This window comes from Sulfolobus sp. A20 (assembly GCF_001719125.1).
Taxonomy (GTDB): domain Archaea; phylum Thermoproteota; class Thermoprotei_A; order Sulfolobales; family Sulfolobaceae; genus Saccharolobus.
In genome coordinates, this window is the sequence record NZ_CP017006.1 from 1,904,251 (window position 1) to 1,930,646 (window position 26,396).

Here is a 26,396-nt window from a genome sequence, read left to right on the forward strand (position 1 = left end):
TTTTATTTTTAATGTAGGGGATTTGAATTTTGTGAGAAAAAAGGAAGGTCTTATATATATAATCATTATAATATTACTGTCTACGATATCTGCAAGATCAGTAAATAACATGATCTCAACGACTATACCTCTATTATCTAAATATGAGTTAAGTATGAACGATGAAACTGTAGGGTTATTGTCTGCGTCATTCTCACTTGCTACATTAATAGCGACCAGCTTGATCAATGTTTTCTTACAGTCCTCTAAGAGGAGAATAGCTTTCATCCTATCATCTATATTAGTGATACCAATTCTAGTCTTGTTTTATATTTCAAATGCTGTTACGATATGGTTAGTGGTTCCTATTACCGGTATTTTATACGGGTTCATAATGCCAAACTTAGTTACGTTTGCTTCAATTTCAGGTTATGATAAGAAAAGTTCAGAGAGATTACTCAATATATACTCTACAAGTTTAAGTCTTAGTTTAATAATAGGTCCTATTTTAGAAACCTTGTTATTAAAAAGTTATACGTATAGAGATATATTTCTATTGTTCTTACCGTTATCTCTACCTTTGGCTTTCCTTTCAAGAACTGTGAAGTTCCCTGAGGTAAAAAATGAGGTGAAAGGATTCAATACTTTGAAGAATAAGAGTTTAATAGCAAGCATATTAGCAATAACTTCATATAACATACCCTTCGCCGTTATAACTACTTTTATAGCTATATATGCTAAGGAGCTGTTTAATCTATCTAGCTTTGAAGCTTACTCAGTGTTTATACCCTTTTTCACGTTGTCATTCATAACTAGGTTTTTGATGTCGATAAAACCATTCAGAGACCTAAGGAGACCATTACTCATTTCAATAATGGTGACTATTATTGGCATAATAGTGGTCTCGTTAGCTCCTAACTATACCATACTTCTAGTAGGAATGTTTATTTTGGGAATACCTCATGGTTCAATATTCCCCATATCCACAGTAATGATTAGTAGAGGAACAAATATTGCTGAAAGGAATTCAGCCAATTCTTTCTTCTTAGCATATAATAATGTACTTTTCACTATCTCACCTGCAATTTATGGATACTTGTTATATATCCTAGAATCAAATTACCGATTAGCCTTTATGACTTTACTATTACCAGTTATCGTATCTACCATATTACTTATTAAAGTAGCATGGAAGGATAAGGTAATGTTAGGATAACATTTTATAAATATCATCTATTTTAACGGCTAACTGATAATCTAAGTCCGTTAATCCTCCTTTTTCATGCGTTGAAAGTTCTATAAACACTTTATTATAGTATATACAAACATCTGGATGATGGTTAAGACCATCAGCTATGGGCTGTATTTCTTTCATAAAATCGATAGATTGCTTAAAGTTCTTAAATCTGAATTCTTTCTTAATTTTCTTTCTATCTTCAGTTAAATTCCAACCTGCTGATATAAGTTGACTAATTTCTCCTTCCGAGATTTCTCTCATGAATATGCTTTAACTGTTTCACGATTAAAAACCTTTATGATCCTAAAAAATCATTTAACCTCTGAAAGAAATCTTTTAACCAAGGTAATGACCAAAGGTATGAGTGCTATAGCGAAAGCTATTGCCAAACCCCATGACAATGCATAAATTATAGTAGTAACATTTCCAAATGGTTCCACGATAATTGCTATTGCTATCAGAAGTACAATTATGTAAAGAATAAGTCTCCCGTAATTAGCTATATACGCTAGGTCCGGTGTTGAACTGGCAAAAGGTACTAAAATTTTATCTATTAATGAATAAGCTGCGTAAAGAATTACTGCACCCAATATAACTGCATAGAATACGTAAGGGTCAACATAAGGTATTACACTGAATATTGCTAATGCAGCTGCTACTGTAATTATAGCTGCGTATAACCCAAATCTTAAAACATTGAAAATTGCGGTCATTAGAGGTTCAGAAGAGCTTGAACCTATTTGCTTTTGCATATAGTCTACTAAGATGTTGACCAAAGTCAAACCTATAGTCAGCAAGACTATAGCACCAGCCAATTTTGGTAAATAGTTAGCTATATCTTGTATGTAGACTGATGCACTACCTAATTGGAGAAAAGACAAGGCTATAGATAATGCAATTAGTATTATTAGTGCCTTTACGGTTCCAGCAATTATATCAACGCTAGCCCTTACATGTTCCTCTCTAAATATCCTTCCTAAGAAGGTCTTTATCGAGTATGCTACAATATTTCCAACTATATAACCGATTAACAAAATGATAACGAATAGGATAATCGAAGGGATGGCGTCTATTATACTAGTTGCTATACCAGATAGTGCCTGCGAGATGGAAGTTTGCGCAGTAACTACTATCATTCGAGATCATGAATATATTTATAAATGAATATAAAAACTTATCGTTGATATGAAAAAGGTCAGAAAATAATTGTTTAGGAATCAATTATAATTTTTTCAATTTTGCTCAACACTATATTTATTTTTCTCTCTTCTTCTTTCAAGTTAGTTAATCTTTTTCTAAGTTCTTCATATTTAATCAATTTTTGCTTAACATTTTCAGCAGTTTTTCCTATATATCTACTTTTTAGTTTCCCATCCTCCCAGTACCTCAAGTAATAATACCTATTACCGTTTATGATCTTGACTTCTAAATGACCAGACGGTAAATCCTTGATTTGCTCTTCAATGCTTTCGATCTCTCTTCTTATCATCTCAGCTTTCTCCTCTAATACCTTAACTTTCTCCCAGAGCATCCAATTCACCTAATTCCATATCTTCATTAAACGTTTCATTCAATGCTTTCAGCACTTTCTCTTTATCCTCAACTAGCGCATATTTCTTAACTCCGCCTGCTCTTCCTCTATTCACTATTCTTATCTTAACTATACCGAACATGTCAAGTTCAGAAATTATATCAGAAAATCTCCTATAGGAAAGTGGTTTTTGTTTAAACTTACTGCATAAGTCAGAATACATCTTGTGTGCACTCATAACATCCTCTGATTCTATTAAGCTTCTTAATGCGAGTTTATAATGGAACGGTAAAGCTTTAACGGCTTCAATTAACCTCTCTTGTTCATATTCTACAATAGCCTTATCCACATGTTCTTTTCTTATCATGCCTTCTCCAGAAGCTAGTTGTGCCGCTCTAAAAAGTAAATTGACTGCTTTTCTTGCATCTCCATGTTCCTTAGCTGAAATAGCTGCTATATATCCTAAGATTTCGTCATCATAAGTATTTTTGAATAATCCATAATCAGCGTATTTAGACAAAATATATTTTAATTGTTCTGCATCATAAGGCTTAAAGATTACTGAAGGTCCTAAAGACGATAGCACTCTAGGTTCCATGTAATCCCTTATATTTATGTCATTACTGATCATGATCACAGAAATATTAGCATCAGATCGTAGTAGTTGATATAGAACTATGTCACCGCCTCTTCTCTTGACCAGAGTATCAACTTCATCTAAGTATATTATAGCCTTTCCTGATCTAATCCCGTTTTTAATTTTTTCAATATACTCTCCTAAGTTTACACCATGCTTAGGCACAGAAAAACCTGTTAACCTGCTTGCTAAAGATGATAAAACTGCTTGCGGAGTTCCACCAACCTCCCTACAGTTAACATAAGCTTGTTTTACATGTTTATATTCTTCATCCTCATTCTTCACTTCCTCTATCTCGTTGAGAATATACTTAGTTACGAAAGTTTTACCTGTCCCAGTTAATCCTAAGAATAAGTTGGAGAATCTTACCTCGTTCTTTACAAAGTATCTAATAGCTATGGCTGTATCTCTCAAAATATCTTCTCTAAATGGTATTTCCCTAAATACCGACAAGGGGTCGATGAAAACTTTAGGATTTTTAATAACCTCACCTTTACCACCTTTCAGTGTATCTCTAATCACATTTAGTTTCATCTGTTTCATTAGTTAAACTTGTTTTCGTTAAGGTTATTGGTAACATCAACTATTTTACAATCAAAGATATTACTTGTTACTATGTAAAAATATTTTTAATGCAATAAAAATTCGTTAATTTAAAAATACTTTCCTAATATTTTTATATATTTTGTAAGATATAAAAATTATAGAGGTTATAATTAACACTATGATTGCAAATACTAATATTAAGAGAGACTGAAAGAATAAAGACACTATTTGGGTCGTAGATAAATATTCAATTAAAAAATAAGGATACAACTCTAAAAGAGCTACTATAAACGCCAATTTTGAGGATTCAAGCGAAACTCTTATTATTAAGTATAATATATAAGATGTAGATAAAGATACAGCAAGTGTCGATTTTTTAAATGCTTCTCTAATTTTCCCCATTAAGCATAAACTAGTTAGGTTATATTTATATTTAATCCAATATATTTTAACATGACAATTTTCCTTCCGCAAGTGAATAGCAAGGAAAGATTAATTGAGCATTAAAATATGTTTTTAAACTCTATAGAAAAATTGAATATAGTTTGAAAATAGCAGTGACTGATGAGGGAGAAGTTGCTAAGACAATTGCCGTATATTTAGGTAAATCGTACGAGGTGATTATAGTCGACACTCCGTCTAGCGTGATCAGAGAAAAGCCTAACGTTATTATTCACACTAATGAAATACCCATGAACGATAGCATTCAAAATCCTCCGTTAGCCTGGACTTTTAATACATGGTATGCTATCAATATAGCAAGGGCTGGTTCTAAGATAGGGAGCGTTAACATATATCTTTCGACCTTTATGGTATATGATGGTAAGAAGGGGTACTATAAGGAACATAATACTCCATCTCCCCTAAATTATTACGGTTTAAGTAAGTTAGTAGCTGAGACTACTATAATGGGACTGGGGAACTACTTAATTTTAAGATTAGGTGCCTTATTTTCTTTAAGCTACAAGGGTTTTCTATATCCTTTTATAAGAGCATCAGTAAAGGGTAAAATTCTAAGATGTAACAAAAACTTCTATCTATCAATAATCAGTACTCAGTCATTAGCAAAGGTGATAAAGCATTTTATAGAAAAAGATGCTAGAGGTGTAATAAACGTAGGTAGTAATAGAATTTCTATGTTAGATTTTTGTAATTATTTATCGGATGTTTTCGGAAACGAGATTGTTGAAGTCAATGGTTCTATGAGAGATTTTTCGTTGGATGATTGGTTACTTAGAGCATATAACGTTAAAATAAATGCGAAGGATAATATAATGAGTTTAGTTGAGCAAAAGCTTTTTAACAACTAGGGAGAAAATTTTAATTCTCTTAACCTATTCAGATGAACCATTAAGTGCAAAAGAGATAATGAGTAGATTGGGTATAAGAAAAGAGAAGGAAGTCTATGAACATTTAGAACATTTAGCGAAATCAAGTAAGAGAAAGGACTTCATATTAATAATAATACCACCCAGATGCAAGAGTTGTGGTTACGTTTTTGATTCTGAGAAAATAAAGAGGCCAACGAAATGTCCCATATGTAAATCGGAAAAGATTGATTCGCCAAAATTTTTAATTAGGAAAAAGTAAAAATTAAAGTCCATGAGAGCTGTATTTGTAGACTTAGGAGAGACTTTAGTACATTTCAAACCTAGATATCATGAAAACGTCTTGATTGCTCTGAAGGACTACGGATATGAAGTAGATGAAGCGAAATTATTTAGAGCTATTAATAGGATTCTAGGAAGACACCATTATCCTAGTCCAGAATATGGAGGGCTTTCTTCATTAGATTTTGCAGAACTATTTTATGAATTAAAGATTTATCCAGATCGGACAGTTATTAAAGAATTAAATTCAAAGAATTTGTTGTCTGGTGAGTATCAATTGTATGATGATGCAATTCCCTTTTTAGAAGGTGTAAAGAGTTTAGGTCTTAAAATAGTTTTAATAAGTAACGCTACAAGAAGCCTTTATAGGATAATAGAGGATTTAGGAATTAAGAAATATTTTGATGGTATCGTAGCTTCTTGTGATTTGAACATTATGAAGCCACACCCCAAAATTTTCTCTTATGCCGTTAAATTAGCAGGAGGTGATGGTATACATATTGGAGATGTCTATGAAATAGACGTACTGGGAGCTAAGAGAGCTGGGTTAGAAGCCTTATTGATAGATAGACAAAACTTTTACTCAGAGATAAAAGAGAAAAGGGTGAACAATCTATTAGAAGCATTAGAGCTAGTAAAAGAGAGGTCGAAAAGTTACTACAAAAGTTAGCTAAACCTCATCCTAACCCAAAATATGAATTAGAGCAATATTTAACTCCTCCATCATTAGTATCCGAAATCGTATGGCATGCTTATTTATCTGGTAATATTGCAAATAAAAGGATATTAGATGCTGGATGTGGTACAGGCATTTTTTGTTTAGCTGTAACTTTGTTGGGAGGATATTGTGTTTGTGTCGATATTGATTTGGAATCGTTAAAGGTTGCTAAAGAAATGTTTAATGAGTTAGGTCTATTAGTGGACTTAGTAAATGTTGACATAAGATTCTTTAAAGCCAATTTTGATGTAGTAATACAAAATCCTCCGTTCGGAGTGGTTAATAAGGGAATTGACATACAATTTCTAATATCTGCTTTCAACAATGCTAAAATAATTTACTCAATTCATAAATTCAATAGAAGAACTAGAGAGATAATCACTAATCTAGCTAAGGAAAGAGGGTTTAAAGTATCTGTAATTACTGAAAAGTATAGGCTTAAGCAATATTATCCATGGCATAAGGAGAGGTTTCATGAGTTTCTCGTTGACGTTTACTTATTTACTAAAATTTTGTAATTCATTATTTAAAATCTTTTCTAATACTTCCAGAACCCCTAGTCCATTTGGCTTAGACGTTATTATGTCAGCTATTTGCTTCACTTGAGGTAAGGCATTATTAACAGCTACTTTTATATCAGCTACTCTAAATAACGCATAATCGTTTTCACTATCCCCTATCGCCACGACCTTTCCATTGAATTTAATTAATTGTTTAAATTTAATTAAGCTTGTACCTTTATCTATGCCCTTCGGTAATATCATAATATCATTCCTATTTATTTCTAAAGTTGCATATTTTTCCACTTCTTCTAAATCTCTTATCCTATTTACGTAGTTGTTAACATAAATAATGACTTCTCCAACGGAATACTTTACACTTAAGCGATCTAAAATCTTAGTAATCTTTTCTTTTCTTTCATTCCATTCCATATCACATAGTGTATATTTTTTATTTCCATAGAATATTAGAGCTCCATTTTCCAATATCCAGGCTGTCGGGCTTAAATTAGGAGCTAAAATATCTATAAACCTCTTCTCCCTACCGCTAACTACAACGAATTTATACTTTTTAGAAAATTCGTTAACTTTCTCAGCAACATAACTATCTATAACAAAGTTATTATTTTCACTGGCCAATGTTCTATCATAGTCTGATGCAACTAGAATATCATTCAAACTTGTAACCAACTCGTAATAATACCTCCTTCATTTTTAAAGCATCTCTTTCTAATTCCGGGCTTTCACAAATTAAAGTAATTGAAACATCCCTTTTGATTAACTCTTTTGCTAACGGTTCAAAGGGAGGAGTATTATAATCTATTGATCTATGTTCATCAATGTATTTTCCCTTTCTGATTTCTAGAGACTCGAAGTGAGAGTTTATATGAGTTAGTCCCAATTCCTTAACTAATTTATCAATAATTTCTCCATAGTTAATTTTCCCTCCTTGCCTAGCGAAAGTATGAGCCCAGTCTATGTACGGTATGACTCCCTTTATCTCCTTAGAAATTGATATTACTTCATCTAAGGTCCCGAATGCAGTTTCCTTAGCCATAGTCTCTACACCAAATTTCACGTTTTTAATCCCCGTTGATCTAGCATTATCAACAACTTCGCCAAGCTCAGCTTTAACCCTTTGATAACATTCCTCTGGTCCCATTTTTCCGTAGAATGCTATATGTATTGCAATGGCATCAGCCCCCAACAATTCAGCTCTATCAGCAGTTTCAAGTAATCTCTGCTTAGAAGCTTTTACCTTTTCTTCTTCCTCAGAGCATAAATTAATGAAATACGGAGCATGAACAGACAATCTTACTCCCAACTCTTTCGCTATTTCACCCGCTTCTTGCGCAGTTTCTTTGCTCATTCTTACGCCCTGTACAAACTCAACTTCCATGGCGTTAAGCCCAAGTTCCTTAACAGTCTTTATACCATCAATAGTATTCTTCTTTTTAGCTGAATGAGGAACTCCAGCAGGTCCAAGATAAATTTTTACCATATAATATATCTAAATTATAACCATTTTTAAAGAGTAACCTAGTGAAGGTGAGCGATAAACTTGCGTACCCTTACAAAATAAGAAAAGTCTTGCTATTTATGGTGGGCAGTTTTCGATTAGCCCATCCAAGGATATTCTTAAATTTTTACTTACGCGGAACATTTGACTCTATTGTTTATACGAGGTAAATGAGGAAATATTAATATAACTTAAATTATTAATTAATCTTGTTGATTAAGGGAATCATCAGAGTACTTAGTTATAAGGGCGGGGTAGGTAAGACTTCCATTTCACTTGCTCTGGCAAGAATAATTTCTCTCTCAAGTTATAAAGTATTAGTTTACGATATGGATAATTTATTTACAATATCGAAACTGACTGAATCTAAAGAATGTGAAATTAATAGACATTTAACTTTTGATGTATATCACTGTAATAAGCATGATAATAAGTTTTTAACCTTAGACTATGATTATGTTATTGTAGACACTTATCCTGGAATTTTGACAAATGAATTGCCAAAAATGGAAAGCGAGAAAATATTTAATATCTTTATTACAGACTACTTCTCTCTTGTTGATACCCTAGAATATATTAAGCTTTGGGAGGATGTTAAAGTAACAAATTTGTTAGTTGTAAATTTAATAAGTTTAGATGAGGAGGATCAGAATTACATTAATCAGACACCTTCCTTGAGTTATAATAATGTTATCAGAAGTATAGTAAAGAACAAAAATGTAAAGGTTGATCATATTACAATAATACCGTTTATAAAGGATTATTATGGCTCATACAAGATTGATTTCCCCAAAGTTGAATCGCTAGTTGGTCGAATATTGTTTTAATTAGAGCTAATGTTTGTATATAATCCTTACTTTGACTCGTTGCTATTTATAGTCAAGTATAAATCATATAAACTTTTTAAACAGCTGAAAAAGATATGAATTTATGATTAAGGATATAATGTCCAAAAAAATTTTAGTAGCATATGAGGAAGATCCATTAGTAAATGTTGCTGACTTTATGAGAAAAAATAATATTGGCGCTGTAGCAGTAATTGATAAGAATGGTAAACTTATTGGTATTTTAACTGAGAGAGATATTGTAAGAGCAGTAAGTGATGGAAATCTAGATGCAAAAGTAAAAGACTACATGACTAGGAATGTAATAGGGGTAAAAAGCGAGATTTCAGAAGCTGAAGCTGGAGAAATAATGTTGGAAAATCATTTTAGACACCTACCAATAGTTGATGACGATAATAAGGTAATAGGAATTGTCTCAATAAGGGATATTGCAAAAAGTCTTCTTTATCTAGAAAAAAGTAAATTTTCATAATGTACTGCAATATTATTTTTGAATTTTAATTTTTTAATAATAAACCTTATTATTAACTTAATATTTTAGAGCGGAATAAGAAGTATATTTCTTTAGATTATCTTACACTTATATCTCTTCTTGATAGCTTAATATTTCAGTCTATTCGTAACCGTTTATCCCTACACTGTCATTCATATCATTTGACAATAAAATGTCAAGCCTCGCCCTTTAGGGCGGAAAAGGAGATCAGTTAAGGTGAAATATATGGACTTAGTTATCAACCACCTACTTAGGGCAGGTTATACAGTTATTTGTCGCATAGGATTTTGCCTAAATTTAAGTCTTATAGCGCACTAAAGTTTTTTATAAAATCACGATTTGTAAGGTCAAAAAGCAAAAAATTACGAGATGCTAAGATAACTAAATATAAGCGAAAAATTTCATCAGTGTTGTTTGTTTTTCAACCGATTATATATTATTCAAACAACTGTGCCAATAAGACGATTAAAGAAAATAATAAATCTAACACGTATACATTTTTTGTATGGAGGCAATTAGGAGATTTGTAAATGATATTGAAAAATCAAAGGATCCATATGAGATAGAGATCCTAAAAAACTTATGGAGGAATAAAACAATGGTAATAAGTCAAAATTTAAACGTAGCAGAGGAAGAGGAAGGAGATAGATTAAAACTGCTTGTCTTAAAGGGAGCTGAAGCTATAATAATACATAAGCCTACCGATGTGTTCATCTACATAGAGAATATTTCGTCAGTGGAATTAGAGACATTAAGATATCTAGTAATAAAGAAAAAAGGAGTAGAGGCAGATAACGATTTCGTTAGTTTGGCATATGAGTACCTTAGCGTGAAAAATAAAGGAAAAATAGGTATTATTAATAAAATAAATAATTAATAAATCTTAGATAGTTATTTAAGCTAGTCTGTTCTCTTAAATTCTGTGAAAGCCCTAGTTTTCGATAAAAGTGGATTAGATAACTTAAAGGTAAGAGAATTAGAAACACCTCAATTAGGTCCTCATGACGTGTTAATAAGAGTTGTTGAATCTGGCGTAAATCCAATAGATTATTTCGTAGTGAATTATATCCCTGTAAAGCCAATGCCACATATCCCCGGAGCTGAAATAGCAGGAACTGTAGAAAGAGTTGGTGATCACGTCAAAGGCCTAAATCCAGGAGATAAGGTAGTTGTTTATAATAGAGTATTCGATAATAGTTGTGATTTGTGCCTAGCTGGAAAGGAAATGTTATGTAGAAATGGAGGAATAATGAGTGTGGTAACAAATGGTGGATGGAGCGAATATTTTGTAGTGCCAGATAAAAATTTATTTAAGATTCCAGAAAATATGAGTTGGGATATTGCTGCTAGTTTACCTGTTGCCGCTCTAACTTCGTACCATGCATTGAAAGAGTTAGAAGTCAGTCCTAATGATATAGTAGTTGTGTTTGGAGCAAGTGGAAATACGGGCATTTTTGCAGTTCAACTCGCTAAAAAATTTGGCGCAACTGTTATAGCAGTATCCAGAAAACAATGGCTAAAAGAATTTGGCGCTGACCATGTTGTAGGATATGATGACGTCTCTGAGAAGGTAAAGCAGTTAACCGACGGAAAACTGGCTACTGTAGTAATAAATTCGTTAGGTTCATCGGTGTGGAGTAAGAGCTTGGAGGTTCTAGGTTATGACGGAAAACTAGCATTTTTCGGAACGTTAACAGGGGGCAATATAAATCTAGATCTTGGATCACTTTATGGTAAGCACGTGAAGTTAGTTGGAACTACTGGAGGGAGTAGAAAGGAGTTAATAGAACTTATTCAATTATGTAAAGACTGTAAAGTGAAAGTTTGGAAAACGTACAAATTAGAAGAGGGTGCAGAAGCACTTAAGGAGGAAATGGGTTCAAATAGAGATGGTAGGATAATGATCAAGATATAAAGGCTAAAAGACTACTGATGTAGGTTCTCTAATAATACTTTTAACATATTCCACAAGCTGTGAAATTTCTTTGGGTTGTTCTATATCTTTGAAATGTTTTTGTATGAATAGGGGATAGAAAGGAACAATAAATTTAGCAGGTTTCTGTAGAATTTCGTCACCTTTTAAAAGTTCGTTGATACTATTTTCTTGTTCCTTAATCACCTTATTTAGTACAATAGCCCATATTCTTAAGAATCTTGCATTTTCTGGTAAGTTAAGGTGTAGAAGGTCTTCTACTTCATGCTTTATGAAATCATTTAGTAATGAAGTGTAATTTAAGTATCTCTTAATTGATAGTTCATCACTACTTAAAATTAAAATTACGTTATAAGTATATGCTTTAAAGCTTTCGATAAAGGCTTTTAGTTCGATCTCGATGGCAAAGTCATGGGGTAGAGAAGAATGATCTACTATGACAATATCTGAATCGTCTAGCAACTTCTTATATAGATATTTAAACCCATTAAGATCTACTTCTTCAAGATTTGTATCAGTTGAAAAGCTCATATTTATTACATTTAAATTTCCCTTGGTAGTGTAAAATGATTCATTTTTTCCTCTTAGAAAGGAGAAGATACTATTATTTAAATTATATATTTTACTTATAGTACCAGAGAATGTCTTGTCCACTAATGTTACAGCATAATATTGGCTCAATTCCTTAGCAAGATAATAAGCTATCATTGATTTTCCGGAACCGCCTTTGAATCCTAGCACATTTATTCTCAGCATTTCTATTTATCCTTAACCAATTCTAGCTTATAAAATTATATTATAAATTATAAAGATAAAGACTGATCCATTTGATAAACCTATATAAACTTTATATGTTTATACATTCATGTATTTGAGCGTTTTATCAAATTACTTAATACCTTATTCTTTAGATAGGTTTTAACTATTATTAACAGATTAGATGAGTTTCCAGTGAATTATTAGTTATACAAATTCTAAGTAAAATTAATGTCGATTTATCAGCCCATTATTTTAACCTAAGACGACGCCTTTTGTTGACCTATAATAAATAATATTATATTTACATATGTGTGAATAGTAATTTCGTTTATTTGTAGAATAAGCTTATCAAGCGCTTTTATCTTAAATGGAACCTTATTTATCGAAAATTACTCATTATATTATATCTTACTGAACTTCTGTCAATAAACATCACTTTTGACATTTTATATTAAAGTAGAAATTATTCTTATATATATTGTACAAAAAATCCTTAAAAATATTACATATTTTTCTAACTAAACTGATACCATTTAGTTATAAATATCTTAAAATTTTTTAACTCAATATTTTATATCAGTGATAATGTTTTAAAAGAAAAGCCAATTATTAGTGTAGATCTAATATAAATCATGAAATAGCATTATAAGCGTTTTTCTGTTTTAGGTATTTTAGGTACTCATAAATTGCCTCTCTGATTAAATCACTTCTACAGTTGTAATTAAATTTACTAACTAAATAGTCTATTATTTCCAAAAGATTATCGTCGAGCTTAAAGCTTACTACTGTTGATTTTTCTATGTCAATGATGAATGTAGTATCATTGACTCGAGTTATTTTTTCCATGACTTTCACTGTAATAATATATATAAAATTCCCTTATATATATTTATATTTTATCCCATTATGTGATGTACGATAGAAGGAGAATAATATTCATGATTTCTGTAAGAATGACTTAGATTTCTAAATCTTGAAAAAACAATGAATTAAAATCATTAGTATGAAGATCGAATATTTCCTTTATTCATATAATATAAATGATTTTAGTTTTTTTCAAAGTTAAGAGATATAATTATAAGTAACGTGCCAAGTAAGAGGCAGTAAAACGTATAATCACCTAATACCTCCGTTAAGATGTTATTTTTAGTATAAAGTATTGATGATATAATTAACTCTATTATTCCAGTCAGCACGAACGATCTTCCGAGATTATAAATTTTCATTTTTTACTCACCTTCTGTAATATCAAATAAAATGATGCTACCAAAGTTATCGTAAGAGCTAATGTTTCATACTCGTACTTATTATAATTCTTCGTTCCGGTATGTAGGATATAATAGGGTATAGTCCTATATATATTCGGACCTAATTGGATAGTTGATCCTATAAGAGTAATATTTTCTCCATTTCCTATTGCATGTATGACTATTCCGTTATAGACATCGATGTAGACAGTAAAGTTATTAATTGACATAGTAGTTACGAGGATTCCATCATAAGTAGTTAAGTTGTTTGCAGTATAGTTAGGAATAAATATTAAGAAAGAGGGATATGAAACGATATATGACAAATAGATATTGTTACTTATTTGTGTTACATTTGCTAATATTGAATTATTTTCAATACTAATTATTTTTATTAGCAGATAATAACTTATATGATTGCCGGTAACCAAATAAAGCAATGTAGCATTAATTATATCCATTTTTATCACCTATTTCATCGAAATATATGCGAATATACCTAATAGAGTAGAAAAAATCAGCATAAAGAGCCAAATTATCGCAATTAAGTGAACAACATCATAATTTTTAAAATATATTAATATAGGGGACGTTAAAGACAGTATTGCCATTAATTTTAACAATGAAGTCTCGTAATTTATACTAAAAGTCATTTTTAACAATATTTTTAGAAATACATTTCTTCTTAATTTCACTAAAATCGGTATTTTATATGCTATTTTTTTGCCTTCAACATTTAGTACATAAATTTGATAACTCTTGCCAAGTAGATTCTTTTTACTTACTCTCTTAAACATTTTTCTTTCAGTGAATAGATCTAAATAGTATTTTAATGTTTGTGTTGATACCCCTAGTTCTTTTGATACTTTACCAGGATTTACCTCTCCGTTATTTAGTAGAGATATCTTAACTAGTTCAATAAGGTAGAAGAGCTGAACCAGATTCTCCCCAAGGGACGATAAGGGGTTATTTAATTCCTGCTTTATACTTCTATCATCGTTGATAAGAAGTTTATTCAAAATACTTACTAGTTGTCTGCCTTTTTCTGATAAATCGTATATATCATATTTAACCTTGATAACTAGCTCTTTCTCTATTAATTTTCTAATAGCATCAGTAACAGATTTTTTACTGTTACCAGTTATGTTGGCGATTTCAGAGACGGAACAAGGACCCTTAGAATTGATTGTAAACAGTATATCCCATTGTAACTTTGATCTAGAGAAGTCTATTATAGAATCTAATTGCTTCAAAGTATTAAATATGTTAGTGTCCATGCCTGTATAACATTATAGTTTGTATCTATTTAAACATTTGATATAATTAGACAAAATGCCACTCAGTTGCAAATATTTACATTCCTTTTCATCATGGTCGCTAAGAAATCTATTCCCTCATACTTATCCAAAATCATAACATCAGAGTTAATTTTTAGAATTAAATTTTCATTTGATATAACTATACTACACTCATTTAGGGTTGTAGGAAAATATGCGGAAGTTAAGCTTTGTTCAAAAACTTTGAATTTTTTCATTATTAGTGATGCGATGTCTTTGCCATATATCTTCTTAACGTACTCATATAATGTTTTCTCGTTTTTAATTTCTGGTATCTTGGACTCATAAGCTAAGTATGATGATAAAAACAACGTTGGAATTATCAATATGTATAATCTAATTGTTACTATTAAAGTGATTAACGAGGAAATTATCAAGAGTAAGGAAATCTTGTAACTCTCTCTCACAAGTATATTAACTTGAAGTGAAATATATAAATTTTTTAGTATAACAGTGGGACACTATTGATACTCATATATATTCCCCATAGTATAAACGCTAACATTAATAGGACAGAGAGATCGTATCTAAAGTTCTTTAAGGCATATGCTAATGGAATAAATAGGGGTAGGTCAATGATTAGGTTAGTAGCAGAACCAATAAACAGTGTTCCTATAACTGAAATAATATATAGTATGTTCACCATTTCATTCTTTAAATATCTATTACCGAGTGCAGAGATTAGAAAATAAAGTAATGCATTATTAGAACCCCAGCTAACTACAGCTATCTGATAAATTAGTTGGTTATAATTAAGGATGTTTAGAGAGAATGGAACAGGGAATTTGCCAATAAATATCATTATTAGTCCGAAGGAAAGGAAAGGAAGTATTGTACTTATATATATTTTTTCATATTTATCTAAATTATATTTTTTCATTATTCTTCTAAAAGCATAATAAATCAAGATTCCACCGGCTAGTTGTGCCCATGCATAAATATGAGATAACATAGCTAGAAAGGATAGTAACATTGCTAGTCCTAATTTTTCTCTCTTTATAAGATAAGACATTGATAAAAACATTAGTGATATTGAAAAAAGGTTAGCATCTAAACCTGAATAAAGGAATGTGATTAACATAGGGGATACTACGGCTAATAGTGAAGACAAAGGTGCTATTGACTTATCTATAGAGGAGGATAATTTGTATGCAGAAAATGTGTACAACAACGAGAGGAATACGAATTGGTAGAATGTAGTTAAGTACGGTTTAAATAAAAAAGACAAAATGAGAAGAAATATTAAATAAAAAGGTCTTGTGTCAAAAAACCATCCACTAAATTGAGGATTCATTAACCATGAAAAATAATATCTAAAATCTACAGTTTCAGGAATTTTGGAGGGATTTAGGCTAGGCAAGTAAGGCAGCAAAGATATACATAAAACGACGATAAACGGTAAGATAGGATTGATATTTATTGCATTATTGTTTGTTTTTTTGTGAGGAATTAAGGCAAATATAATACCAATAAACCATACAATTGGTATAATAGTGGGTAATCCGATTTGAAAGATCATTAATGGTATAGATAAGTATGTATTGATATTGAATATTAAACGTATTAATATCCATGAAATCATAGAAGAATCCAATATTATAAGTAATAATAATAAAAGTGATGAGGGATACTGTTTTCTCCTAGTTATTTCGAAGAGAAGAATAAGGATAGCGGAGATTGATTGAATGACGTAAGGGTAAAAGAATGATAATAATGATACCGGGATTAAGAAAACATATTTTTTATGATCATAGAATGCCAATAATGCGGATGACAGTATTATCAGTATAATTGATAGAAAGTCAGATTTAAAAATTGGATAATAAGTAATTCTATTAATTGTAAGATATATACCAGAGGCTAAAATATAGGAAATAAAAATGAGAAGTAGTGAGATCCATGGAATGTGAACTTTCAAACTTTTGATTGCTATAATTTTCTATCACCTCTAGTTACAATTCTAAATAATATTAGAGAAAATAATAGAGCCATAACTGATCCTAGAACTGTATAACTATTATTAAAAAGCGATATACCAGCTAATTTATCTAAATTTGGAAACGTCGAGTTTGAAATTCCTGGATAGTGTGCACTAACAAGGCACATTATGGAATTATAATTTTCCTTCTTTAAAATCAACCCATTATAAGCGACAATTATTTTTCCATTATCGGACGAATATGCTAGTATTTTATTTCCATTTAAATGATAATATATAGCATTTCCAGAAACATTTGAAAATATTTGTTCCGGTTCTATGGAAGCATTATAATTTAATATGGTGTGAGAATATGGATTTATAACATATACTGAAACTATTTTTAAGGAGATATTTGATATAAAAACATAAATTATATAGTATGTTATGTTATTGTCTATCACTTTATACTCTAAAAAGAAAGGATTCATGCTATTTCTTTAATAGAATAATGTTCTTAAAAAACTCCTTATTTTATCGGTGACTGGTAGTCGAAAGTAATGGAGAGGTTTTTAAAGACCAAAGGACAGTTTTCTTTTAGGTGAGTGAAAAGATATGGGATTTAAAAAAGTAATAAAAGAATATAATAAAAAAATGAAAAGAAAAGGATTAGCTGGTTTGGACACTGCGATAATATTAATAGCTTTTATAATAACTGCTTCAGTATTAGCATATGTTGCGATAAATATGGGATTATTTGTGACACAGAAAGCAAAATCAACAATAGATAAAGGTGAGGAGACAGCATCTACAGCATTAACTCTGTCTGGGTCGGTGTTGTATGCAGTTAATTATCCATCTAATTCCAGAAGTTATTGGATATACTTTACTGTTTCTCCAAGCTCTGGAGTATCAAGTGTAGAACTATCGCCTGCAACTACTGCAATATCATTCACTGCCTCCGCATTAGGAGTAGCATATTCCAATATTTATAAATATACTTTACTTACTGTATCTCCCTCAGAGGTCAACGGAGTAGTGTATGCTGCACCTCAATATCTAAGCCTAGCTGATCAAGAATCAAGTGGAGGGCAAACTTACGTATATTATCCTAATCCGTACTATGCTTTACTAGCCCTCAATTATAGCTTATATCAAATGGTGCTTAGCAAGCAAATAAAATATTCACCGCTGTATATAACGACTACCAAGTCGACTTCGACTCAAACATGGCTGACATCTGATAACGTGTTTCAATTCACATTAAACATTAGCGGAACACTCGAGATATTTTATGCGTATGTTAATCAGACTTTTGCCTTTACTTATCCAGTCGCAGGAGACCCATTAATTGGTAGTGCTATAGCACCGGCTGGTTCAGTAATAGGTGTAATGATTCTGTTCGGACCAGACCTAGGAAGCCATGTATTCCAATACCAGACCATAACCATACAAATATCTCCTAATATTGGATCGCCACTAACCCTATCAGAATATGTATATCAACCAGAAGGAAATGTGACGGTAATAGGATAAAATATTAAATAATTTTTTTTAACAAAATAAAAATTAGAACTGAGGGTTATCTATGATAATTCCCAATTTTACACAGTCACCAATATTTGTAATATTAGTTGGTATAAGTCTCCCTTTAGCAATGTTCTTCCTCTTTATATTTAGGATCGTTATTCCTAGAGTGTCTAGACCTAAACCTAACCAGCAGCAGACTAGTCAGCAGGCACCTCAAAGGGAATCCCCGCACAGTAATAATCAGCAAAATAATAATCAAGAGTTAATCGAAACGTTAAAGAGTCTCGCAAATAAAATGGATAAATATCAGGGCGATTTAGCATCAATAATTAATAGTTCTATGGAGGAGATGAAGAGACTTATAAAGGACTTGAATACTTCAATAGAGGATATGGCATTATCTCTAAAGGCAACTCAGTCAGATTCTTCTTCTCCGTTTAACGTGATATCATCAGAAACTCAGAAAAACGTTGATAACCCAAGTAAAAACCTTAAGGCTGTAGCTGAAATAGTCGGTACAACAAATATCGACTTATCTAGCTTCATAAGAGGTTGCGTATTACTAGAAGTTTTAGATTATGATGAAATTAAGCTCAATTCCCTTTATGAGCTCGGGTATATATCAGCTGACGATATGTATGTTATTCTTAAAATACAAGCCTATATTAGGTCAAATAATGGAAAAATGAGAGCTAGGGACTTAGCATATGTGGCAATGAATGTGGCTGAAAGTTATTCTTCAGCATCTGCAGAAATGAAGAAATATTTATTATTGTTGGAGGGCGAAAAAAGATGACAAGTGAGGTAATAAGTGAATCCATTATGTTAATTGTTGCTATAACGTTAATTGGAGTATTAGCAGGCATAGTATTCTCAGTCGTCTCATCAATCGCTACTAGTATGTCATCTAATTCAATCTTAGAATCACAAAGGCTTCTCACAGATCTTCAAATAGATTATGCTACAAACACCAGTCCAACTATCATAGTTGTCTATTTACATAATGTTGGGGAGGTTACAGTTTATAATCTTCAAGATGGAGTACTTTATTTTGGTGCTGATGGAAACTTGCAACAAATAGGCTTTAATTCTGGTATCAAGCCATATTGGATTGTAAGTACAAATACATTAAATCCCGGTTCCGTAGCTGAAATTACTATTTACCTATCGTCTCCTTTATCCTCAAGTCAATATTACACTATTGAGTACGTTACCTCATATGGTTATATAGTAACATATGCTCTTAAGGCGAACTGAGATGGCTGTCTCACAAGTTGTAACTTATTCTCTATTGGCAATGATAGCTTTATCGTTATTCATAATCTTTCTGACCTCATATATAAGAGGTCAACAAGTTTTAACTGATGCAGAAGAATATAAACAAGAGCTTCAAATGGATCAATTGCAAACTAAAATTTATATTAAATCGGTATCCATTTCACAAAATTTTATGTATGTAACAATAACTAACAATGGTTCAACTAATTTATATAAATTTAGTGAATTTTCTGTTATAGTTAAGTATTATGCTAATATTAGTAATGTGTCTACCCTATTAGTTAGTGAATATAACTACTCTAAATCACTAAGTCCTTATCTATGGACTACAAACTCAGTGTTAATAAATCCAGATAATGACGCAACGTTTATCATAGATCTGCCTTATCCACCTTATCCTAATACCTTAGGTACCATTATTATTGCGACTAATTATGGGCCGGAAGCTATATGGAGGGGGATATTATGATAGTAAGTACTGGAAATGAGGATTTAGATAGAAGATTAAGCGGGATACCATTTCCCTCCTTAATAATGTTAGAGGGAGATCATGGAACTGGAAAAAGTGTATTATGCGCTCAATTTATCTATGGGCTACTTTTAGCCGGTAAAAAAGGGTACATAATTACTACAGAGCAGACAACTAGAGATTATCTGAAGAAGATGAGGGAAGTGAAGATTAACCTTATACCATTTTTTATGAAAAATTTGATAGGAGTAGCCCCATTAAATACTTCAAGGTTTAATTGGAATTCAGATATAGCTAATAAAGTGTTAGATGTAATTATTGACTTCACTAAACGTAAAAAAATAGATTTTATTGGCATAGACAGTTTGTCAGTAATTGCTACTTTTGCTGAAGAAAAACAAATCCTTCAATTCATGAAAGAATCAAGGGTTCTAGTTAACTTAGGAAGGCTTATAATGTTTACAATTCATCCAGATGTGTTTAATGAAGAACTTAAAAGTAGGGTAACAAGTATTGTTGACGTCTATTTTAAATTGTCATCTACAAGTATAGGAGGTAGAAGGATAAAGGTTTTAGAAAGAGTTAAGACAATAGGTGGGATTCAAGGCAATGATGCCATTTCATTCGATATTGATCCAGCTTTGGGAGTTAAAGTAGTACCATTATCATTATCGAGGGCGTGATCATGTCTTTCCTAGGCGACTACTTATCCAATTTTGTAGAGAAACCGTTACTCGTTAATGATCCAATCTCTCTAAAAGGTAATAAGAATTATAATGCAATATACAAAGTTGATGAATACATTTACATTCATGTAATGAGTATTAAATCAGAAGATGGATATAACCAATACAACGTGATTGAACCGCCAAGACCTAAGAGTGAAGAAATGGAACGTATTGAGGAAAGATTTGCTAGAGAAATTGGAGATAAAGAGCCTCCACTTAAGATCGAAGAAAAAGAAAAATTGATGAAAAGAATATTGGAAAAAATTCTAGCGAAGACAAAATTATCGGTACCTAAAGATTATGCTATTTATCATTTTATTAGAGATAAACTTTATCATGGTCCTCTAGAACCATTAATTAGAGATCCTTATATTGAAGATATTTCAGTTCCAGGTTTAGGTCATATCTATATCGTCCATAAAATTTTTGGACCAATGCGCACGTCAATTGTCATCAATAATTATATGGAATTAGATGAGCTTATAGTGTCATTAAGTGAAAAGTCACAAAGGCCAGTATCGCATAATCATCCTATAGTCGATTCTAGCTTACCAGATGGCTCAAGAGTAAACTTCGTCTATGGTATAGATATTAGTAGAAGAGGTTCTAATTTAACGATAAGGAAGTTTAGTAAAGTACCGACAAGTATTACTCAATTAATTTCTTTCAAGACATTTTCTCCACTTCTTGCAGCATATATTTGGATGATGCTAGATGAAGGCATGAATGTTTTTGTCTGTGGTGAAACAGCTTCCGGAAAGACGACCACTCTTAATGCAATAACCGCATTTATCCCTCCTAATCTCAAAATAGTCACTATAGAAGATACACCTGAATTGACTGTCCCTCACTCAAATTGGGTTGCAGAGGTAACGAGAGAAACGTCCGGGGAGGGCACTATAAAATTGTTTGATTTACTTAAAGCGGCGTTAAGGCAGAGACCTAACTACATTTTGGTTGGGGAGATAAGGGATAAAGAAGGTAATGTGGCATTTCAAGCAATGCAGACTGGGCATTCTGTGATGGCAACATTTCATGCTGCAAACATAAGGACCTTAGTCCAAAGGCTAACTGGTTATCCAATTGAGGTACCGAAGAGTTATATTAATAACCTAAATATAGCGTTATTTCAGACGGCTCTTTATGATAACAGAGGAAATCTAATAAGACGAGTAGTAGAAGTGGATGAGATAATTGATATTGATCCTGTAACTAATGACGTGGTTTATATCCCTTCATTTAATTATGACCCGGTTGAGGATAAGATCATATTTGCTGGAAGAGGTTCTTCATATCTAATAGAAAATAAAGTGGCTATAAGAAGGGGAATAGATAGAAAGAATATTAATATTTTATATGACGAGTTAAACTTAAAAGCAGAATTTCTTAAACTTCTTGTAGAAAAGAAAGTTTTTAATTATTTTGATGTATGGTCGTATATATTGAAAGCAAGACAAGTAGGTATAGAGGAGGTTGTGAAATATGTCAGAAATATTTAGCAGAAAAAGTGAAATAGATTCAAAATATATTTTTATGTTAGCTTTTATGTTAGCTTTATTTTCGTCTGGTGTTCCTCCTGAGATTGTAATACTTCATCTATCAGAGGAGAGATCTTTTTACCCATATACAAGAATTATCAGGAAAATTAAGAATTTATTGACCGGATATAGATATAAATTTTCATCCAGCATATCTTATACTGTAAGAAATGTTAAAATTAAATATATGAAAGAATTTTTGATAAGATTATCACAAGCTATAACTTTCGGAGATAATATGATTCAGTTCTTATCTAGAGAAATTGACTTCACGTTATCAGAGTACTCTGCTTCATCCGCTAGGCTTATAGAATCTATGAACAATTTCCTCACTGTATATGCGACTTTAAACAGTTCATTAACGTTTTTGATTGCTGATATGACGATATTATCACTGATATATAATGGTGGAACTCAGTTGATATTTCAACTAACAATAATGTCGGTAATGATACTCGGAAATGTAACATTAGTGATGTATATAATCTATAGACCAGAAACGTATATGCAATATAATAAGTTTGACAAGTCGTTAATAGCCTTATTAATGTTAACTGGCATTACGATTTCAGTGATATTTACGTCATATCTATACATATTATTATTAGGTATAATTTTTGTCATAGTAGGGCTAAGATATAGGTTATATGAAAATAGGATAAATAGAATTGAAAGATATTTTATATTATTCATAAGGTACTTTTCCCAAAATTACTTTATAGTAAACAATTTAAGGGATTCTTTAATGGCTGTATTAAGAGGTGACCTAGGAGATATTAGACCTTTAATAAGAAGGGCATTAAACAGATTATTGATGGGAATAAACAAAAAGATTATTTTTGAGCTTATGGGTATGGAAAGCAAAAGCGTGCTAGTATCTATGCTAAGCAAAGCGTTATATGAAACTATAAATATGGGAGGCAACGTATTGACTGTTGGAGAGGTAATAAGTAAAATTGGTGACGTTATATTGAACATTAGAGCTAGAAAAGAGCAGAATGGTAGAGCATTCGAAGCTTCTATATATGCGTTACAAACAGCTTCTGCTGGAGTGTCAGCGGCTTTAATATCGATAGTTGGTATGCTCGATAGTATATTTTCTACAAGTAATGTGTCCACAATATTTAGTTTCAACCAAGTTAGTATAGATTCGATTTCAAGAATATTCTTAATTATACTACTGATTCTAAGTTTTTCTAATGGGATAGCGATCACGTTGGCTTATGGTAGATCAGTATATGTTAGCTTGTATTTCATTGGGATATTACTAATACTAAGTTCTATAACCTACCATTTGGTTCTATTATTGACAGGTAATATCTTTAGGGCATTCAGCGGTCCTTCCGGTTTGCTTCAATTGCCTTGATGAATCGGTATTAACCATTATTTAAACTTTAGAAGAACCTGTGTTGTATGGATTGTTATTTCGAATTATATAAAATCTTTAACTCTACTAATGAGATTCTATGTAGGAATATAAACTGTAATTAATATTCAAATCCTGAAATTCCGTTTGCGAATGTATATGTGAACAACAATTTAATTTACTCTATAAAATTCAATTTTATTCTGAATTATGCCAATAGATTTCGAATAGGTCGTGTTAAGGAAGAATGTTTTTAACCATTTCCTTATTGTGTCTTTCGTTAAGTTCGAAGGTAAGTCCATGCTTGCCAGCCTAAGCTTCTGAATACTTGCTAAACTTACTCTTGTCGAAAGTCTCTGTGCTTTGCAAGAGTATATTATAAACTGATGTCTTATCATGCATAATGACGATGTTGTATCTCCAATTATCTAGTTCAGTCCCTTTTAACATTACGTAAACGTGAAATTAACTCTCTTAGGGCATGAAGACTCGTAATGCTTAACAATGTATCTCGCCTTAAACTAAAAACAAAGAAATGATTACGATCCTCAACATTAATCCTGTTAACTAAGATTAGTTAACTTGTAAAAAGCAAATTACTATGAGGCAAAAGTTCTCCGACCGGATAGAACCCAAGAGGTTGAGCTAAGGCAATATAAAGGATTAAACCTAGGTTTAAAAAGGGAAGAATTAGAGCATGAATGAGGAAATTAACTTTCGTGTTTTCATCCCAATAAATAACCTCACTCAAAACTTTTCTGTAACAAAGAAAATACAATTTATACAAAATAACTAACCAAATTATCGTCTACACATTGTATGACTGCACTATATTCATCAACTATTTATCTCCATTGATTACACTACTTATAGCTTAGAACTTTTAAGTTATTTGGCTATAAGTTTATGTTCAGGTATAAACCTGATATACGAAAAATAATAACGTAGCCATAAAGGTACAAATCTTGATTACATCTCCATTTCAAACATATTAACGTCCTACAGTGTTTTAAAACTCCTATTTATAGCCTTTGTTGCCTTTACTAGCACGTGCTAATTTAATGTCATTATAGAAAGTTCAGAACCTATAGCTAATATAAAGTCCATTGATGTAATGGTGAAGTCTAACTTAAATAGGTACTATATTTGTATGTTATAATTGTTGCTAAAAATTATAATTAGCAGAGAATGTTTCCTAGGTAAAGGCGGAAGTTTTTCTTAGTGCTTTCTTTTTCTGAAAACTAGTCCATTGGTTTTTACTTCGTACTCAATATTATCTAAACCTAAAAGTAAAGACTTTATAGTAATGGTATTAAGTAAGATATTAGTAGGTGAGATATCTGGCTTTAATTTAACAGCTATTTGTTCAGCTGTTAACTCTTCCATGGAAATTAAGTCCAAAATTTTATTGACTATATTGTGAAGATAATTTATGTTATGTTCTAATAACGTAATCATTTTATTTTTGTTGTAAATAGGACCATGACTAATTACTATATTTTGTACGCTTTTTGCTAGTTCTTTGATTTTGTATAAACTCTGTTCAGCTTCCCAGAAATCGATATAGAAAGGAACTGAATAACCTTCTAATACCTTATCACCAAAAAATGCATCACCAGCGTACAATACATCTCCTATGATATAGCCAGAGTGCCCAGGCGTATGTCCCGGTAGTTTGATTACTTCTACTTCTGAAATTCGAATGTTATTATCCAAGAATTCGAGGTTATCTTTTATGTAATCATACATAAAAATATCGGAATTCTTAGAACTAAACCCATATACCAATGCTCTTCTTCCAATGATATTTAATGTCCAGTAATCTTCTATAGGTAAATATCTAATTTTAGCATCTTTTTTGAATAATCCGGCTATATGATCAGCGTGACCATGAGTAGCTAATTGAACCTCAGCGTTAATATCTATAGACGAATTTTTTCCGCCTTGATCTACGATTATTCGATTGTCAAAAACTAAGGTATTTGGACTGCCTGATATAACTGAGACATCCTTGGTTAATTTAATAGTAGGCATTGTGGTATACTTTGATCAATAACGTATTAAACTTGTTTTTAAAAATTAAGTTTACAATATGAGGAAAGCCTCGCCCTTTAGGGCGGGGATAGTAAGGTATTTAAGTTCCTTTCTCTCCTTTTTGTGAGTATGGGGTCTATTAGTAAAGGTTAGATTAGGAATTATGGCTACTATTAGCCTTATGATTCCTCCACCTTCCCTACTCAACCTTGTTCAAAGATATGAGAAAAGGTTAAGATATGTAGTTGATTGGTTAAGGGAAAGTAGACTAGAAAAACCTAGTTAAGGAAGTTCATAAGGCAACTTATGAAATTTTAAAGGAGAAGTTTAACCTTCATGGTGTGTGGACAACAATTTGGTTGTTTTAAAATAAATTGAATTTTGTCTATTGTGGAAAAGTATTTTGCATGAGGCAACTCATCTATTGGGACGAGTAGATGCATGGGTTTGATTTCCTAACACTCACCTAACTCAACAAGAAACACAATAACGAGATGGCTAAAAATATTCTTCAATACAATTTACTCGAAATCTATTGACATAAGTTGGAATAAAATTGAATTTTATGGAGGTGGATGAAATTGTTGTCCACACACCCTTCATGCAAAGTTACTCTTTAAATGGCGTTTCATTTTTACAACACT

Annotated in this window: 32 protein-coding genes; 16 read left to right on the plus strand and 16 right to left on the minus strand. The window is 31.5% G+C overall.

Features of this window, described 5'->3' with window-relative positions; genetic code table 11:
* Window positions 1-31: 31 nt before the first annotated feature.
* Complete coding sequence (locus tag BFU36_RS09845; RefSeq protein ID WP_069283854.1) at window positions 32-1,195, plus strand: MFS transporter; 1,164 nt, start codon at window positions 32-34, stop codon at window positions 1,193-1,195.
* On the opposite strand, the gene BFU36_RS09850 is transcribed toward BFU36_RS09845, so the two are convergent.
* From BFU36_RS09850 to BFU36_RS14270, 5 genes are all read right to left on the minus strand, one after another.
* The gene (locus BFU36_RS09850; protein ID WP_069283856.1) at window positions 1,187-1,477 is read right to left on the minus strand and encodes a 4a-hydroxytetrahydrobiopterin dehydratase; all 291 of its coding nucleotides are present in this window, start codon (window positions 1,475-1,477) and stop codon (window positions 1,187-1,189) included. The two genes, BFU36_RS09845 and BFU36_RS09850, sit on opposite strands and share 9 nt — an antisense overlap.
* Before the next feature lie 50 nt (window positions 1,478-1,527).
* Window positions 1,528-2,352 (minus strand): mechanosensitive ion channel family protein, encoded by an 825-nt coding sequence (locus tag BFU36_RS09855; protein WP_069283858.1) that lies wholly within the window; start codon window positions 2,350-2,352, stop codon window positions 1,528-1,530.
* A gap of 74 nt (window positions 2,353-2,426) precedes the next feature.
* A complete protein-coding gene (locus BFU36_RS09860; protein WP_069283860.1) occupies window positions 2,427-2,747 on the minus strand; it encodes a hypothetical protein in 321 nt (106 codons plus the stop codon).
* The gene (locus tag BFU36_RS09865) at window positions 2,728-3,918 is read right to left on the minus strand and encodes a Cdc6/Cdc18 family protein (RefSeq protein ID WP_069283861.1); all 1,191 of its coding nucleotides are present in this window, start codon (window positions 3,916-3,918) and stop codon (window positions 2,728-2,730) included. Before BFU36_RS09865 ends, BFU36_RS09860 begins: the two co-directional genes overlap by 20 nt.
* Window positions 3,919-4,032: 114 nt before the next feature.
* Window positions 4,033-4,332, minus strand: coding sequence for a hypothetical protein (locus BFU36_RS14270; RefSeq protein ID WP_069283862.1), 300 nt, complete (start codon window positions 4,330-4,332; stop codon window positions 4,033-4,035).
* A gap of 143 nt (window positions 4,333-4,475) precedes the next feature.
* Between BFU36_RS14270 and BFU36_RS09875 the strand changes: the two genes are divergently transcribed.
* The 4 genes from BFU36_RS09875 to BFU36_RS13620 all read left to right on the plus strand — a co-directional run bounded on the left by BFU36_RS09875 (window position 4,476) and on the right by BFU36_RS13620 (window position 6,776).
* Window positions 4,476-5,240 (plus strand): sugar nucleotide-binding protein, encoded by a 765-nt coding sequence (locus BFU36_RS09875; RefSeq protein WP_069283863.1) that lies wholly within the window; start codon window positions 4,476-4,478, stop codon window positions 5,238-5,240.
* Complete coding sequence (locus BFU36_RS09880) at window positions 5,215-5,520, plus strand: transcriptional regulator (protein WP_069283867.1); 306 nt, start codon at window positions 5,215-5,217, stop codon at window positions 5,518-5,520. Before BFU36_RS09875 ends, BFU36_RS09880 begins: the two co-directional genes overlap by 26 nt.
* A gap of 12 nt (window positions 5,521-5,532) precedes the next feature.
* Complete coding sequence (locus tag BFU36_RS09885; RefSeq protein ID WP_069283868.1) at window positions 5,533-6,210, plus strand: HAD family hydrolase; 678 nt, start codon at window positions 5,533-5,535, stop codon at window positions 6,208-6,210.
* Between the two features lie 113 nt (window positions 6,211-6,323).
* Window positions 6,324-6,776 (plus strand): METTL5 family protein, encoded by a 453-nt coding sequence (locus tag BFU36_RS13620; protein WP_306416248.1) that lies wholly within the window; start codon window positions 6,324-6,326, stop codon window positions 6,774-6,776.
* Here the strand turns inward: BFU36_RS13620 and BFU36_RS09895 are convergent.
* Window positions 6,756-7,448: a phosphoglycolate phosphatase gene (locus tag BFU36_RS09895; protein ID WP_231961123.1), complete on the minus strand. Its 693-nt coding sequence runs from the start codon at window positions 7,446-7,448 to the stop codon at window positions 6,756-6,758. The two genes, BFU36_RS13620 and BFU36_RS09895, sit on opposite strands and share 21 nt — an antisense overlap.
* On the minus strand, window positions 7,429-8,259 hold the full coding sequence (locus tag BFU36_RS09900; protein WP_069283870.1) for a TIM barrel protein: 831 nt from the start codon (window positions 8,257-8,259) through the stop codon (window positions 7,429-7,431). Before BFU36_RS09900 ends, BFU36_RS09895 begins: the two co-directional genes overlap by 20 nt.
* Before the next feature lie 230 nt (window positions 8,260-8,489).
* Between BFU36_RS09900 and BFU36_RS09905 the strand changes: the two genes are divergently transcribed.
* From BFU36_RS09905 to BFU36_RS09920, 4 genes are all read left to right on the plus strand, one after another.
* On the plus strand, window positions 8,490-9,104 hold the full coding sequence (locus BFU36_RS09905) for an AAA family ATPase (RefSeq protein ID WP_069283871.1): 615 nt from the start codon (window positions 8,490-8,492) through the stop codon (window positions 9,102-9,104).
* 103 nt (window positions 9,105-9,207) lie between these two features.
* Complete coding sequence (locus BFU36_RS09910) at window positions 9,208-9,594, plus strand: CBS domain-containing protein (RefSeq protein WP_069283872.1); 387 nt, start codon at window positions 9,208-9,210, stop codon at window positions 9,592-9,594.
* 526 nt (window positions 9,595-10,120) lie between these two features.
* Window positions 10,121-10,492, plus strand: a complete 372-nt coding sequence (locus BFU36_RS09915) for a hypothetical protein (RefSeq protein WP_069283873.1) — start codon at window positions 10,121-10,123, stop codon at window positions 10,490-10,492.
* Window positions 10,493-10,537: 45 nt separating this feature from the next.
* Entirely contained in the window at window positions 10,538-11,530 is a 993-nt protein-coding gene (locus BFU36_RS09920; protein ID WP_069283874.1) for an alcohol dehydrogenase catalytic domain-containing protein, read from the plus strand.
* Between the two features lie 3 nt (window positions 11,531-11,533).
* Here the strand turns inward: BFU36_RS09920 and BFU36_RS09925 are convergent, their stop codons facing one another.
* The 8 genes from BFU36_RS09925 to BFU36_RS09955 all read right to left on the minus strand — a co-directional run bounded on the left by BFU36_RS09925 (window position 11,534) and on the right by BFU36_RS09955 (window position 17,300).
* Window positions 11,534-12,304: a ParA family protein gene (locus BFU36_RS09925; RefSeq protein ID WP_069283875.1), complete on the minus strand. Its 771-nt coding sequence runs from the start codon at window positions 12,302-12,304 to the stop codon at window positions 11,534-11,536.
* Between the two features lie 633 nt (window positions 12,305-12,937).
* On the minus strand, window positions 12,938-13,153 hold the full coding sequence (locus tag BFU36_RS09930; RefSeq protein ID WP_069283876.1) for a ribbon-helix-helix domain-containing protein: 216 nt from the start codon (window positions 13,151-13,153) through the stop codon (window positions 12,938-12,940).
* Window positions 13,154-13,353: 200 nt separating this feature from the next.
* Window positions 13,354-13,533 (minus strand): hypothetical protein, encoded by a 180-nt coding sequence (locus tag BFU36_RS13625; protein WP_083216387.1) that lies wholly within the window; start codon window positions 13,531-13,533, stop codon window positions 13,354-13,356.
* Window positions 13,530-14,015, minus strand: coding sequence for a hypothetical protein (locus tag BFU36_RS09935; RefSeq protein ID WP_069284713.1), 486 nt, complete (start codon window positions 14,013-14,015; stop codon window positions 13,530-13,532). Before BFU36_RS09935 ends, BFU36_RS13625 begins: the two co-directional genes overlap by 4 nt.
* Before the next feature lie 9 nt (window positions 14,016-14,024).
* Window positions 14,025-14,831, minus strand: coding sequence for a MarR family transcriptional regulator (locus BFU36_RS09940; RefSeq protein ID WP_069283877.1), 807 nt, complete (start codon window positions 14,829-14,831; stop codon window positions 14,025-14,027).
* Window positions 14,832-14,893: 62 nt separating this feature from the next.
* Window positions 14,894-15,298: a hypothetical protein gene (locus tag BFU36_RS09945; RefSeq protein ID WP_083216388.1), complete on the minus strand. Its 405-nt coding sequence runs from the start codon at window positions 15,296-15,298 to the stop codon at window positions 14,894-14,896.
* 35 nt (window positions 15,299-15,333) lie between these two features.
* Window positions 15,334-16,473 (minus strand): hypothetical protein, encoded by a 1,140-nt coding sequence (locus BFU36_RS09950; RefSeq protein WP_231961124.1) that lies wholly within the window; start codon window positions 16,471-16,473, stop codon window positions 15,334-15,336.
* 347 nt (window positions 16,474-16,820) lie between these two features.
* Window positions 16,821-17,300 carry a hypothetical protein gene (locus BFU36_RS09955; RefSeq protein WP_069283880.1) on the minus strand — a complete coding sequence of 160 codons (480 nt, stop codon included), beginning with the start codon at window positions 17,298-17,300 and terminating at the stop codon, window positions 16,821-16,823.
* A 124-nt stretch (window positions 17,301-17,424) separates the two neighbouring features.
* Between BFU36_RS09955 and BFU36_RS09960 the strand changes: the two genes are divergently transcribed.
* The 7 genes from BFU36_RS09960 to BFU36_RS09990 are packed head-to-tail and all read left to right on the plus strand — an operon-like array spanning window position 17,425 to window position 23,718.
* Complete coding sequence (locus BFU36_RS09960; RefSeq protein ID WP_069283881.1) at window positions 17,425-18,345, plus strand: archaellin/type IV pilin N-terminal domain-containing protein; 921 nt, start codon at window positions 17,425-17,427, stop codon at window positions 18,343-18,345.
* A gap of 52 nt (window positions 18,346-18,397) precedes the next feature.
* The gene (locus BFU36_RS09965) at window positions 18,398-19,135 is read left to right on the plus strand and encodes a hypothetical protein (RefSeq protein WP_069283882.1); all 738 of its coding nucleotides are present in this window, start codon (window positions 18,398-18,400) and stop codon (window positions 19,133-19,135) included.
* Window positions 19,132-19,596, plus strand: a complete 465-nt coding sequence (locus tag BFU36_RS09970; RefSeq protein ID WP_069283883.1) for a flagellar biosynthesis protein FlaG — start codon at window positions 19,132-19,134, stop codon at window positions 19,594-19,596. Before BFU36_RS09965 ends, BFU36_RS09970 begins: the two co-directional genes overlap by 4 nt.
* 1 nt (window position 19,597) lies before the next feature.
* Window positions 19,598-20,086 carry a flagellar protein F gene (locus BFU36_RS09975; RefSeq protein ID WP_069283884.1) on the plus strand — a complete coding sequence of 163 codons (489 nt, stop codon included), beginning with the start codon at window positions 19,598-19,600 and terminating at the stop codon, window positions 20,084-20,086.
* Window positions 20,068-20,769, plus strand: coding sequence for an ATPase domain-containing protein (locus BFU36_RS09980; RefSeq protein ID WP_069283885.1), 702 nt, complete (start codon window positions 20,068-20,070; stop codon window positions 20,767-20,769). Before BFU36_RS09975 ends, BFU36_RS09980 begins: the two co-directional genes overlap by 19 nt.
* A 2-nt stretch (window positions 20,770-20,771) precedes the next feature.
* Window positions 20,772-22,313, plus strand: coding sequence for a type II/IV secretion system ATPase subunit (locus BFU36_RS09985; protein ID WP_069283886.1), 1,542 nt, complete (start codon window positions 20,772-20,774; stop codon window positions 22,311-22,313).
* A complete protein-coding gene (locus BFU36_RS09990) occupies window positions 22,297-23,718 on the plus strand; it encodes a type II secretion system F family protein (protein WP_069283887.1) in 1,422 nt (473 codons plus the stop codon). Before BFU36_RS09985 ends, BFU36_RS09990 begins: the two co-directional genes overlap by 17 nt.
* A 1,218-nt stretch (window positions 23,719-24,936) precedes the next feature.
* Here the strand turns inward: BFU36_RS09990 and BFU36_RS09995 are convergent.
* The gene (locus BFU36_RS09995) at window positions 24,937-25,752 is read right to left on the minus strand and encodes an MBL fold metallo-hydrolase (RefSeq protein ID WP_069283888.1); all 816 of its coding nucleotides are present in this window, start codon (window positions 25,750-25,752) and stop codon (window positions 24,937-24,939) included.
* Window positions 25,753-26,396: the final 644 nt, after the last annotated feature.